Origin of the sequence: Paraburkholderia sp. CI2 (assembly GCF_014201055.1) — a bacterium.
In the GTDB taxonomy this organism is placed as follows: Bacteria; Pseudomonadota; Gammaproteobacteria; order Burkholderiales; family Burkholderiaceae; genus Paraburkholderia; species Paraburkholderia tuberum.
Genome location: NZ_JACHDL010000021.1, coordinates 13,206 through 25,186, shown reverse-complemented (window position 1 = coordinate 25,186; position 11,981 = coordinate 13,206). Strand labels below are relative to the sequence as shown.

The window sequence follows — 11,981 nt, the reverse complement described above, 5'->3', positions numbered from 1 at the left end:
CGCGCGACGCGCACGCCGATGGCAATCAATGGCCCGCATCGGCGACGCGCGTTTGCACCGCGTCGGCGACGCCGGGTTCGTGTTCGGCAGGTGCCGGGGGCACCGAGACAACCGACGCGGGCGCGGCGGTCACGCTCGACGCAGCAGTCCCCGGCGCGGCCTCGCGGCTGCGCTGACGGTCTGCGCTGCGAGCGTGTGACGGCGTGTCGGCTTTGAGGTCGGGGGTTTGGTCCGCTGCGGGTTTTTCGGCCGGCTTGTCGACAGGTTTCTCGCCCGCGTGGATCGAAACCTTGTCGGCCCTCTCCGTCTTTTCGGACTTTTCGGCGCGCTCCGGCTTGTCCTGTCCGCTGTACTCCACATGCGCGGCACGAATTACAGCCAACGGCGCACCGGCGGGACCCGGCCCGGCACGCTCGGCCGCCGGTCTTTCAGCGGCTGATTTTTCCACGAAAGGTTTGTCGGCGTGCCCTTCCAGCGCGACAGCCGCGCGCCCTTCACCGCGCGCGCTCTTGCGATCCGGTGTGCGCAAATCCAGTGCAGCCTGTACGCCGGTCACGCCCGGCACGATTTCCTGCAGGGCATTTTTCGCGGCACGCGCGCCCTTCGAGCGCTTCGGCTTCGCGACCACGGCAGGCGCCGCGGCCATCACTTCGTCGAGCGCCTTCTTTGCGGCCGCCTGCTCCGCCGCGCGACGGCTCGCGCCGGAGCCAGACACCTTGACGTCCAGCTTCGGCACCGTACATTCCACTTCGAACTGCTGATTGTGCGCCGCACCATGCGTGGCGACGACCGTATAAGTAGGCAACGCGATCTTGTGGCCCTGCAGATACTCCTGCAGCAGCGTCTTCGCGTCTTTGCCAAGCGTGCGTGGGTCGATATGGTCGAGAATCGGTACGTAAAGGCGCTTGATGACCGTCTGCGCAGCCTCGAATCCGCCGTCCAGAAATATCGCACCGAGCACCGCCTCGAGCGTATCCGCGAGGATCGACGGGCGGCGGAAGCCGCCGCTGCGCAACTCGCCCTCGCCGAGGCGCAGGCCCTCCGAAATATTGAGTGCCTGAGCAATCTCGTAGAGGGACTGCTGTTTGACCAGATTGGCGCGCACGCGAGACAGGTCGCCTTCGTCGAGTTTGCCGAAACGTTGGAACAAAAGCGCAGCCACCGCGCAATTCAGAACGGAGTCGCCGAGAAATTCGAGCCGTTCGTTATGCGTGGAGCTATGACTGCGGTGTGTTAGAGCCTGGCGCAGCAATTCCGCATTGCGAAATTCGTAGCGCAAACGGCTTTCCAACGGAGATAGGGGCATGGGCAGAGTATAACGCGGGCGCCTGACCCGGCGGAAACACGGGGCGCCAGCGGAAAAAGCGTGGTGAAACGACGTTACCGCGAGTTCTTAAAGTAGCATGACAACACGCCGCGACCGAGATAACCGGGTGCCGGTTATTCGCGCGGCGTGTGAGAAGCGCTCATGAAGCGATCAATGCACGCGACTCACTGGAAAGGGCCGATGCGCCGCAGATCGCTGAAGTTCATCCAGATGAAAAATGCGCGGCCGACGATATTGCGTTCAGGCGCAAAACCCCAGTACCGGCTATCCGCGCTGTTGTCGCGGTTATCGCCCATCATGAACAAATTGCCCGGCGGCACTTTGCAGATCACGCCACGCGCGTTGTACTGGCAGTTGTCGCGATACGGATAATCTTCCGCACCGATGATGAACGGCGGCACCGCCGGATTATTCAGAATCGCGTTCTTGCGGCCGTCGATATCTTCCTCGAACTGCTTCGCATAACCGAGACGCTCTTCGTCGAGATAATCGGGCAACGGCGTTTCAGGCACCGGCTTGCCGTTGATCGTGAGTTTCTTGTCCTGATACTCGATCACGTCGCCGGGCAGACCAATGACGCGCTTGATGTAGTCGACCGATTCGTCTTTCGGATAACGGAACACCACCACGTCGCCGCGATGGACCGGACTGCCCTGCGTGATCCTCGTGTTGGTAATCGGCAAACGTAGACCATATTCGAATTTATTGACGAGGATGAAGTCGCCCACCAGCAGCGTCGGCACCATGGAGCCCGATGGGATCTTGAACGGCTCGATCACGAACGAGCGCACGACGAACACCACCAGAATCACCGGAAAAAAGCTCGCCGTATATTCGAGCCACCACGGCTGACGCAGCTTGTCGTCGCGCAGACGCGCGCGCGTTTGCGCGGCGTTTTCATCGGCGAAACGCTCGCCGATGCGTGCCTGCTGACTATCGAATTCGGCGACTGCGGCTTCCGCCTCGCGGCGCCGTTTCGGCAGGAAAACCAGTTTGTCCGCGACCCATGCGACACCCGTCAAAACGACGAGCACAAAAAGAATCAACGCAAAATTCATAGGGTTCCGTTATTCAACTTATTTGTCTTCGACACGCAGAATAGCGAGGAAAGCCTCTTGCGGGATTTCAACCGAGCCCACCTGCTTCATTCGCTTCTTGCCCGCCTTCTGCTTTTCAAGCAGCTTCTTCTTACGCGTGATATCACCGCCGTAGCATTTTGCCAGCACGTTCTTACGCAACGCTTTAATGTTTTCGCGCGCAATAATGTTCGAACCGATCGTGGCTTGAACCGCTACGTCGTACATCTGACGCGGAATCAGCTCGCGCATTTTCGCCGCCACTTCGCGGCCGCGGTACTGGCTTTGCGAACGGTGCACGATAACCGACAGCGCATCGACCTTGTCGCCGTTGATCAGCATGTCGACCTTCACGACGTCCGACGCGCGGTATTCCTTGAACTCGTAATCCATCGACGCATAACCGCGCGAAATCGACTTCAGACGGTCGAAGAAATCGAGCACGACTTCACCCATCGGAATTTCGTACGTAAGCTGAACCTGACGACCGTGATACTGCATGTTGATCTGGTTGCCGCGCTTCTGCGTACACAGCGTGATCACCGCGCCGACGTAGTCTTGCGGCATGTACAGGTTCACGGTGACGATCGGCTCGCGCACTTCCTCGATCTTCGACGGCTCCGGCATCTTGGCCGGATTCTCGACCATCAGGGTCGTGCCGTCGCGCTGCAGGACTTCGTAGACCACGGTCGGCGCCGTCGTGATCAGGTCCATGTCGAACTCACGTTCGAGACGTTCCTGCACGATTTCCATGTGCAACAAACCGAGGAAGCCGCAGCGGAAACCGAAACCGAGCGCCTGCGACACTTCCGGTTCGTACTGCAGCGACGCGTCGTTCAGCTTCAGCTTTTCGAGCGAATCGCGCAGCGCGTCGTACTGATTCGCTTCGACCGGATACAGACCCGCGAACACCTGCGGCTTCACTTCCTTGAAACCCGGCAGCGGCACGGCCGCCGGCTGGTTCACGAGCGTAACCGTGTCGCCGACCTTCGCCGCCGCGAGTTCCTTGATGCCGGCGATGATGAAGCCCACCTGCCCCGCCGACAGTGATTCGAGATCCTTCGACTTCGGCGTGAACACGCCGATATGTTCAACCGGATACTGCGCGCCGGTTGCCATCAGCCGGATCTTGTCCTTCGGACGCAGCGCGCCGTTGACGATGCGCACCAGCATCACGACGCCGACGTAGTTGTCGAACCACGAGTCGATGATGAGAGCCTGCAGCGGCGCTTGCGGATCGCCCTTCGGCGGCGGCACTTTCGCGATCAGCGCTTCGAGCACGTCTTCGACGCCGAGGCCCGTTTTCGCGCTGCAATGCGTCGCGTCGGTCGCGTCGATGCCGATCACGTCCTCGATCTCGGCGATCGCGTTTTCGGGGTCCGCCGCCGGCAGATCGATCTTGTTCAACACCGGCAACACTTCGACACCGAGTTCGATGGCCGTGTAGCAATTGGCGACGGTTTGCGCCTCCACACCCTGGCTCGCGTCGACGACGAGCAGCGCGCCTTCGCACGCGGACAGCGAGCGGCTGACTTCGTACGAGAAGTCGACGTGCCCCGGGGTGTCGATCATGTTCAGGTTGTAGAGCTGCCCATCGCGCGCGCGATACGACAACGCGGCGGTTTGCGCCTTGATGGTAATGCCGCGCTCGCGCTCGAGATCCATCGAGTCGAGCACCTGAGCTTCCATCTCGCGGTCGGACAAACCACCACAAATCTGGATGATGCGATCGGCGAGCGTCGACTTGCCATGGTCGATGTGCGCGATGATCGAGAAGTTACGAATATGATCCATTCAGTGCCGATCAAGCGAAAAGGCGCGCCCCGGACAATAGCGGAGCACGCCTTGTAAGTAGGTGAAAATCTTATCTATTTTAGCCGAAAAGCCCATCGGCCGGCGCATCTTGCGAAGCGCAGGCCTCAAGACGGCGTAGAGGATGCGAGAAAATTACCGCGCGCATCGCAGTGAGCCGCGGCAAAAATGCGCATGGATCGCGCGAAACCAGATGCCGCGCGGGTGTGTATCAGGATGCCGCCGCGACACGCGACGCATGTGCAGCCAATGCTGCCCGCACGGGCGCTTCGTCGAGATGGTAGTGGCACAGTTCGACGCCATCGCAAACCAGCACCGGCACCAACTCGTTGTAACGCGCTTCGAGCAACGGATCGCTGTCGACGTCGATCACCGCCAGCTGCGCTCCGAACTCGGCCAGCATTGGCTCGAGCGCAGCGCGCATGTCCTCGCACAGATGGCACCACGCGCGCCCATAGAGCGTGAGCGATGCCGTCTTCGTCATTTCTGCGCGCTGCGCGGACGAATCGGCACGAACTGCGTGTTGTCGCCGCGACGAACCAGCAACGCGACCATCTTCTGCGAATCGAGGTGTGAAGTCAGCTCGTCGAACTGTTTCGCGCTCGTCACATCCGTATCGCCAACCCGCAGGATGATGTCGCCCTTTTGGAGCCCGACACGCGCGGCCGGACCGTCGACCGCATCGATCTGCACGCCGTTCTGAATCTTCAGCGCTTTCTGCTGATCGGCGGGAATGTCGCTGACCGCGATGCCGAGCGCGTTGGTCGCGCGCTGCTTCGGCGCTTGCGGCTTCTTCTGATCCGCCTTCGCGACCTTGTCCGGCTGCATTTCTGCGATCGTGACCGGCAGTTCGCGCGTTTGACCCTTGCGCCAGATCGTGATCGACGTCTTCGTGCCCGGCTTCGTATCGCCGACCATGCGCGGCAGGTCCGTCGCCGTGTCGACCGAATGACCGTTGAACTTCAGGATGATGTCGCCCGGCTGCACGCCGGCCTTATCGGCGGGTCCGCCCGGCTCCACGCTGCTGACAAGCGCGCCCTGCGCCTTCGGCAAACCGAGCGACTCGGCGACGTCCTTCGTCACTTCACCAATCGCCACCGCGATGCGGCCGCGCACCACCTTGCCCGAACTCTTCAGCTGATCGGCCACGCGCATCGCCTCGTCGATCGGAATCGCGAACGAAATGCCCATGAACCCGCCGGTGCGGCTATAGATCTGCGAATTGATGCCGATCACCTCGCCCTGCATGTTGATCAGCGGACCGCCCGAATTGCCCGGATTGACGGCCACATCAGTCTGGATGAACGGCAGGTAGTCGCCGGTATCGCGCCCCTTCGCGCTGACGATACCGGCAGTCACCGTGTTTTCGAGACCGAACGGCGAACCGATCGCGACGACCCATTCGCCGACGCGCACCTTGTTCGAGTCGCCGATCGTGATGGTCGGCAGGTTCGACGCGTTGATCTTCACGACCGCGACGTCGGTACGGTCGTCGACGCCGATCAGCTTCGCCTTGAATTCGCGCTTGTCGGTCAGCGTCACGTAGATCGTGTCCGCGTCGTCGATGACGTGCGCGTTGGTCATCACGTAGCCGTCCGCCGACAGGATGAAGCCCGAGCCTACCCCGCTGTTCTGTTCGGCGTCCGAGTTGTCCGGTGAATCCGGGCTGCCGCCACTACCGCCGCCGCCGCCCCCGTTATCACCCCCGTGCGGCGATTGCGGTGACTGCGGCAACGGAATCCCGAAGAAGCGCCGGAAGAACTCCGACATGTCGCCGTCGTCCATACCCGGCGGCAGGCCGCCGCGGGAACTACCGTTCGACACGCGCGTTGTCGTGCGAATGTTGACGACCGCCGGGCCAACCTTGTCGACGAGGTCGGTGAAGTCGGGCAGGTTGGCAGCGGGAGCCGCCGATGCCATATGCGGCACAAGCGGCAAACACGCTGCCACCACTACGGCCGCGAGGAATTTGCGCACCGAGAAAGTCGTCATATCGTAGCAAGCCGAGGGATTTCAGGATTCGGAAGGGTTACTTCGGAGCTTTGTATTCTATGGCAGACGCGAACTGCTGCAATGTGGTTTGGGGCACTTCACCGAGCAGGGTAATCCAGAAGTCGCCCTGACGCTTGACCAGTACGTGCGTCGCGCCGCTATCGCCCGTGCCTTCCTTACGCGTATTTTTCTCGACGGGCTCGACGAACACCGAAATCGCTGCGAGGCCGTCGGAAAACACGGCCTGGTCGACCGGGATCGGAGGCTGCCCCGCCTCGCGCGACGCCATCGGACGACGCAACTGGCGGATCATATGGAAGCCCGGTACCGACGGCATGATTTGCCAACCCTGCGCGGCCATGTCGACCGGCTCGACTGGCGGACGCACTACCGTCCAGCCCGTGAGATTGCGGATGCCGTTGACGATGCCCGTCTTGTCGACCGGCACGCCGATGCGGACCTGCGAAAACGACAACTGCTCGAGCACCTGACCGCTCGGGTCGAGCGTCTGCGCGCGCAACAGCAGACCGGACTTTTTGTCTGCCCACAGCTTGTACGCGAAGCGGTACGCGTCTTTCGGATCGAGTTCCATCACGAGGCTGTCGACGCCCGCGACGCGGTCGTCGTCAAGCATCTTCGGCTCGTAGACGGACAGCACCTGCTCGCCGTTCACCGACAGCAGCGCAGGGAATGAGTCCTTGTTCTGCCGTTTTTCGAAGACCACGATACGCCGCTCCGGCAAGAACGTGTACATGTCGTCGTTGTGACGCAGCATTTTGCGCGGCTTGCCGTCGAGGCTTTCGAGCTGCTCGAACTCGCCGTCCGTACGCGTGGAGTAATGTGCGATGCGCGACGTCTGCACGAAACTGCCGCGCTGATAGACGAACGCGCCCTCGTAGTTCTGCTGCTGGGCGGCCTGATGGATGCGATCGAGCAGTTCCGCGGCCGTGCGACGGGCGACGGCAGGATCGTCTTGTGCGAAGACCCGCGGTGCAGCGGACAACAACACGGCTGCGCAGAACAGAAATGCTGGCAACCGCCCCCAGATAGTCGTTATATTGAACCGCGGAGTCTGCATCAAACTATTGGCCCTGCGTGGAGACTGAGGCAGCGCGAATCACCGGCATCGAGCCTGCCATCGCCGGTTGTTGCGCGAATTGCTGATGAGCTTCGAGGTATTGATCGAGGCTCGCGTCGCGAATGATGTTGGAGTCTTGCGCGGGCACCGAGGCCATGGCGACACGCTGCACCGCGTCGCCGTGCGATTGGAGCGAAGCGAGCTGCGCACCCGGACCACCCGGCACGCCCTGCAGCTGCGGCACGACGATCCAGGTCAACGTAGCGGCCGCGGCAGCGACGGCAAGAGCCGGCACGACTCTCCGGCGCAGCCCGAGCAGGCGGCGCGCGACCGATGCAGACGCGGCGGCGGGCGCCAGCACATGCGGCTCGCTTTCAAGACGCGCGGCAAACCCGCTCAGAAAGGCACCGCTCCGTGCGGGGCTGACTGCCAGATCGTCGGAACGTAGCGCGTCGCCGATCAGGTGGTAGCTCGACCAGGCAGCGCGATCATCGCCGCCCAGCTCCGCAAGAAACTTGTCCAGATTCAGATGCTCTTCGCCGAACAACTCACCGTCGACGAAAGCGGACAGACGCTCGCCGTGCGAGCCTGCTTGCGATTGCATCGAGACCGACCCCATGATGCTCTCCATCTTCCAAATACCCCGTAGTGACACCACTAATCCAGATATTGCACCGCTGCCCCGCCAAGCCAGCTGGACGTTCGGAAACGTCTACCAACGCTTGCCTTCGGGTGTGTCAAGCAACGGTCGCAATTTTGCCGCAATGGCTTCGCGAGCGCGGAAAATTCGTGATCTGACTGTGCCAATCGGGCAACCCATCATCTCGGCGATTTCCTCGTAACTCAAACCCTCAATTTCTCGGAGAGTAATGGCGGTGCGCAATTCTTCCGGTAAAACCGCCATCGCAGCATTGACCGTCTCTGCGATCTGCTTGCTCATCAACATCGACTCAGGTGTGTTGATATCCCTTAGTTGGTCGGCATCGGAGAAAGTTTCAGCTTCTTCAGCATCCGCTTCGGTCGAGGTCGGCGCGCGCCGGCCCTGGGTGGCAAGGTAGTTCTTCGCGGTATTGACCGCAATCCGGTACAACCACGTATAAAACGCCGACTCGCCGCGAAACTGCGGCAACGCGCGATACGCCTTGATAAAAGCGTCTTGCGCGACGTCTTCGACTTCGGCGGGGTCCCGCACGAGACGCGAGATCAGCCGGAGAATCTTGCGGTGGTATTTGGAGACCAGAAGCTCGAACGCGGCCTTGTCGCCCTTCTGGACGCGCTCGACCAGCACCTGATCAATTTCTTTTTCGCTCACCTGATAAATCCGTTAACTATAGGGCGCATGGCGGGGGACCATTGTAGCGTCCCCCTCGTGAGGGCACGTTACTACGGTAACAGCGGTTACAGTCGTTACAGTCAGGCGCCGGCCGCACGCCGGCCCAGCACGGAAAGTTCGCGGAAAACAGTGGACGGCAGCGCGTCCGCGGCGAGCAGCAGGGAGCGCCTGCGACCCGTCGGTGCGCGCATGAGGCCGCGCCTTCGACCACCCTCGGGATCGAGCTCAAGCACCAGCAAACGGCCGCTCCACTGCGCGCAACCGACCATGCGGCCCCGCGCGAGCAACTCACCCGCGTGGTTCCAGGCGGAAATCTCGCCCATCGCGACATGCAGCGCGATGGCCTGCGCCGCGTCATGCCTCGCCGCGCAGAGCATGAGCAGTGCTGCGACGGCGAGCGTCAACGGAGCGGCCTGCCAAGCGCCCACTCGCGGCGCGAGACAGGTATAAACGGCTAAGGTCGCAATCAGCACGAACGCTCCCACCGCGGCACGCATTGCGATAGAGCGACGCAGCGTGATCCGCTGCGCTGCCCTACCCAATGTTGCTGGTGCGGGGGAAAGCGCCGGCGAAGCCGGCGTCGTGAACCGACGCGTCACCCGAGATCAGGCGATCCGGCGCGCTTGAACACCAGCGTGCCGTTCGTGCCCCCGAACCCGAACGAGTTCTTCAGCGCGACGTCGATCTTCATTTCCCGCGCGGTGTTCGCGCAGTAATCGAGATCACAGGCCGGGTCCTGGTTGAAAATATTGATGGTCGGAGGCGACACCTGGTGATGCACGGCGAGCACCGTGAACACCGACTCCAGACCGCCAGCGCCGCCCAGCAGGTGACCCGTCATCGACTTGGTCGAGTTGACGACCATGTTCTTCGCGTGGTCGCCGAACGCCCGCTTGATGCCGGTCGTTTCCGCCAGATCGCCGAGTGGCGTGGACGTGCCGTGCGCGTTCAGGTAGCTCACCTGATCGCCGTTGATGCCCGCGTTCTTCAGCGCTGCGAGCATGCAGCGGCGTGCGCCGTCACCGTCTTCGAGCGGCGCGGTCATGTGATACGCATCGCCGCTCATGCCGTAGCCGCCGATTTCCGCGTAGATCTTCGCGCCACGCGCCTTCGCGTGCTCGTATTCTTCGAGCACCATTACGCCGGCGCCTTCGCCCAGCACGAAGCCGTCGCGGTCCTTGTCCCACGGACGGCTCGCGGTAGCCGGATCGTCATTGCGTTGCGACAGCGCGCGCGCCGCCGCAAAGCCGCCGATACCGAGCGGCGACACGGTCGATTCCGCGCCGCCCGCGATCATCACGTCGGCGTCGCCATATTCGATCAGGCGCGAAGCCTCGCCGATGCAGTGCAGACCGGTCGTACACGCGGTAACGATCGACAGATTCGGACCCTTGATGCCGAACTTGATCGACAGGTGGCCGGAGATCATGTTGATGATCGAAGCCGGCACGAAGAATGGCGAAATGCGACGCGGGCCGCGATTGAGCAATTCGGTTTGGGTGATTTCGATCATCGGCAGACCGCCGATGCCCGAACCGACCACCACGCCAATGCGCTCCGAATTCTCGTCGGTGACTTCGAGGCCGCTGTCCTGCATCGCCTGGATGCCCGCAGCCACGCCGTAATGGATGAAGGTATCCATGTGGCGCGCTTCCTTACCGGGGATGTAGTCCTCGATATTGAAGCCCTTCACCTCGCCGGCGAAACGAGTCGAGAAGTTCGACGCATCGAACTTCGTGATATTGGCAATCCCAGACTTGCCGGCGACCAGATTGGCCCAGCCATCGGCAACATTATTGCCAACAGGCGAAATCAGCCCCAGGCCTGTAACAACAACACGACGGCGGCTCACGGTAACCCCTTTTTCATAGATGACAAAAAGCAAAAGCCACAGCGGCCACAGGAATCGCCCTGTGTGCCCTGTGGCTGTTTAAGTCGGCAATCGCGCGGAAAGTTGCGCTGTCAACATCGCTGGCTCCTGCGTGGCAAGCGGTGCGACGTATGGTGTGCCAATGGACACGCCCGATAGCGTCGACCCTGCTGGCGCCGGCAAGCGGCACGGCAGGGCGTCATGCGCGGCCCGTGCAGAAACGCAGGCGCGAATGACCTTAGGCCTTGACGTTTGCGCGAGCGTAGTCGATCGCTTGCTGAACGGTGGTGATCTTCTCGGCTTCTTCATCTGGAATTTCCATGCCGAATTCGTCTTCGAGGGCCATCACGAGTTCAACGGTGTCGAGCGAGTCGGCGCCGAGATCGTTCACGAACGACGCTTCGTTCTTGATTTCCGCTTCCGCAACGCCCAGTTGTTCCGCGACGATCTTCTTGACGCGCTGTTCGATATTGTCCATTACCCCTCCAAGGGAAAAGAAGTTCAAAAATACAGGTGCGCGCATTTTATCAGGTTTGACCCGGCAAAAAAGCGGCGCATCGGGTTCCTGTCAACGCATGCGCCTCGTGCTTTCCGCAAACGCATCAAGGCGCGGATAGTAACCGAAATTGGTTACTGCATATACATGCCGCCGTTCACGTGCAGCGTCGTGCCGGTGATGTAGCCCGCTTGCGGCGACGCGAGGAACGCGACCGCGTGCGCGATGTCTTCCGGGCTGCCGAGACGGCCGAGCGGAATCTGCGTTTTCAGCGCGGTCTGCTGCTCTTCGGGCAGCGCCTTCGTCATGTCGGTATCGATGAAACCAGGTGCCACGCAATTGACCGTGATGCCGCGGCTGCCGATCTCGCGCGCGAGTGCGCGCGTCATGCCCGCGACGCCGGCCTTCGCGGCCGCGTAGTTGATCTGCCCCGGGTTGCCGGCCGAGCCGACCACCGACGTGATATTGATGATCCGACCGCCCTTCGCTTTCATCATCGGGCGCAGCACCGCACGCGACAGACGGAACACCGACTTCAGGTTGGTGTCGACCACGGCGTCCCAGTCGTCGTCCTTCATGCGCATCGCCAGTTGATCCTGCGTGATGCCGGCGTTGTTCACCAGCACGTTCAGCGCGCCGAATTCCTTGACGGTGCCGTCGATCAGCGCTTCGGCCGCGGCCGCGTCGTTGACGTCGAGCACCGCGCCGCGGCCGTTCACGCCCGCCGCCTTGAACGCTTCGGTGATCGCCGTCGCGCCGCTTTCGCTCGTCGCGGTGCCGATCACCGTCGCGCCCTGACGCGCGAGTTCCATCGCGATCGCACGGCCGATGCCGCGCGATGCGCCCGTCACGATTGCGATCTGCTTGTCGAGAGTCTTTTCCATCTGTCAGTCCGGATGCCCTTCAAATAGGGCTCATTGATTCTTGTTGATTCGTCTGTCGAGGGATGCCGCGCCAGCGCGGCATTGCTCTGTCGATACCCGTTCGCGAATGCGCG

General features: G+C 61.9%; 12 protein-coding genes. All 12 read right to left on the bottom strand.

The genetic code is table 11. The annotated features are described in order from the left end of the window. Positions 1-25: 25 nt before the first annotated feature. Entirely contained in the window at positions 26-1,306 is a 1,281-nt protein-coding gene (gene rnc / locus HDG32_RS25225; RefSeq protein ID WP_184071614.1) for a ribonuclease III, read from the bottom strand. A 185-nt stretch (positions 1,307-1,491) separates the two neighbouring features. Further along, positions 1,492-2,385 (bottom strand): signal peptidase I, encoded by an 894-nt coding sequence (gene lepB, locus HDG32_RS25220; RefSeq protein ID WP_184071612.1) that lies wholly within the window; start codon positions 2,383-2,385, stop codon positions 1,492-1,494. Positions 2,386-2,403: 18 nt separating this feature from the next. Next, positions 2,404-4,197, bottom strand: coding sequence for a translation elongation factor 4 (lepA, locus tag HDG32_RS25215; protein ID WP_184071610.1), 1,794 nt, complete (start codon positions 4,195-4,197; stop codon positions 2,404-2,406). A gap of 229 nt (positions 4,198-4,426) precedes the next feature. Beyond that, on the bottom strand, positions 4,427-4,699 hold the full coding sequence (locus tag HDG32_RS25210) for a glutaredoxin family protein (RefSeq protein WP_184061411.1): 273 nt from the start codon (positions 4,697-4,699) through the stop codon (positions 4,427-4,429). Continuing rightward, positions 4,696-6,207, bottom strand: coding sequence for a DegQ family serine endoprotease (locus HDG32_RS25205; RefSeq protein ID WP_184071608.1), 1,512 nt, complete (start codon positions 6,205-6,207; stop codon positions 4,696-4,698). The genes HDG32_RS25210 and HDG32_RS25205 overlap by 4 nt, the downstream gene beginning before the upstream one ends. A gap of 37 nt (positions 6,208-6,244) precedes the next feature. After that, positions 6,245-7,285 carry a MucB/RseB C-terminal domain-containing protein gene (locus HDG32_RS25200; protein ID WP_184071606.1) on the bottom strand — a complete coding sequence of 347 codons (1,041 nt, stop codon included), beginning with the start codon at positions 7,283-7,285 and terminating at the stop codon, positions 6,245-6,247. A gap of 4 nt (positions 7,286-7,289) precedes the next feature. Further along, on the bottom strand, positions 7,290-7,904 hold the full coding sequence (locus tag HDG32_RS25195) for a sigma-E factor negative regulatory protein (RefSeq protein WP_184071604.1): 615 nt from the start codon (positions 7,902-7,904) through the stop codon (positions 7,290-7,292). A 93-nt stretch (positions 7,905-7,997) separates the two neighbouring features. Continuing rightward, complete coding sequence (gene rpoE, locus HDG32_RS25190; protein WP_006051939.1) at positions 7,998-8,597, bottom strand: RNA polymerase sigma factor RpoE; 600 nt, start codon at positions 8,595-8,597, stop codon at positions 7,998-8,000. Positions 8,598-8,698: 101 nt separating this feature from the next. Further along, entirely contained in the window at positions 8,699-9,091 is a 393-nt protein-coding gene (locus HDG32_RS25185) for a hypothetical protein (protein WP_409259013.1), read from the bottom strand. Between the two features lie 122 nt (positions 9,092-9,213). Continuing rightward, positions 9,214-10,470, bottom strand: coding sequence for a beta-ketoacyl-ACP synthase II (gene fabF / locus HDG32_RS25180; RefSeq protein WP_184028047.1), 1,257 nt, complete (start codon positions 10,468-10,470; stop codon positions 9,214-9,216). Positions 10,471-10,726: 256 nt separating this feature from the next. Continuing rightward, on the bottom strand, positions 10,727-10,966 hold the full coding sequence (gene acpP, locus HDG32_RS25175) for an acyl carrier protein (protein WP_004197638.1): 240 nt from the start codon (positions 10,964-10,966) through the stop codon (positions 10,727-10,729). Positions 10,967-11,118: 152 nt separating this feature from the next. Then, positions 11,119-11,868 carry a 3-oxoacyl-ACP reductase FabG gene (gene fabG / locus HDG32_RS25170; RefSeq protein WP_090801174.1) on the bottom strand — a complete coding sequence of 250 codons (750 nt, stop codon included), beginning with the start codon at positions 11,866-11,868 and terminating at the stop codon, positions 11,119-11,121. Positions 11,869-11,981 lie beyond the last annotated feature (113 nt).